Raw genomic sequence first — 382 nt, forward strand, 5'->3', positions numbered from 1 at the left:
CCGTTGCAGCTGTTTCAAAGCACCGGCAATAGCTGATGTCAGTTTGCTACTGCCCTCGGCTTCCAGGTCAAGGTTCAACATCCGGACCATGGCTTTGCCATCAAGCTTATTCTCACGAACCAGTACCGTTCCGTCGCTATCCAGCAAAGAAGACAAAACACGAGCACTCAGCTCACTGCTGTCACTAAGGCCCAGGTTTTGTAATTGAGCGCCTTTCAACTGCCATTGCTGCCTTGCGTCTATGCCCAAGTCGGTCAACGACATCTCACCATTAAGGTTAAATGCGCTCCACAAATCGCTATTGTCTGCTCTGGCCTGGTAGGTTGTGGGTTGTCCCAGTAAATTGTGCTGATGCGTTATGTTCTGCCAGTCGACATCAAGT

The 382-nt window shown here is 50.3% G+C and carries 1 pseudogene; it reads right to left on the reverse strand.

Annotated features, from left to right (window positions below):
* A pseudogene (locus B3180_RS06730) lies at window positions 1-382 on the reverse strand (TIGR03545 family protein); the annotation flags it as partial.

Origin of the sequence: Idiomarina sp. UBA4206 (assembly GCF_002383015.1) — a bacterium.
Classification (GTDB): domain Bacteria; phylum Pseudomonadota; class Gammaproteobacteria; order Enterobacterales; family Alteromonadaceae; genus Idiomarina; species Idiomarina abyssalis.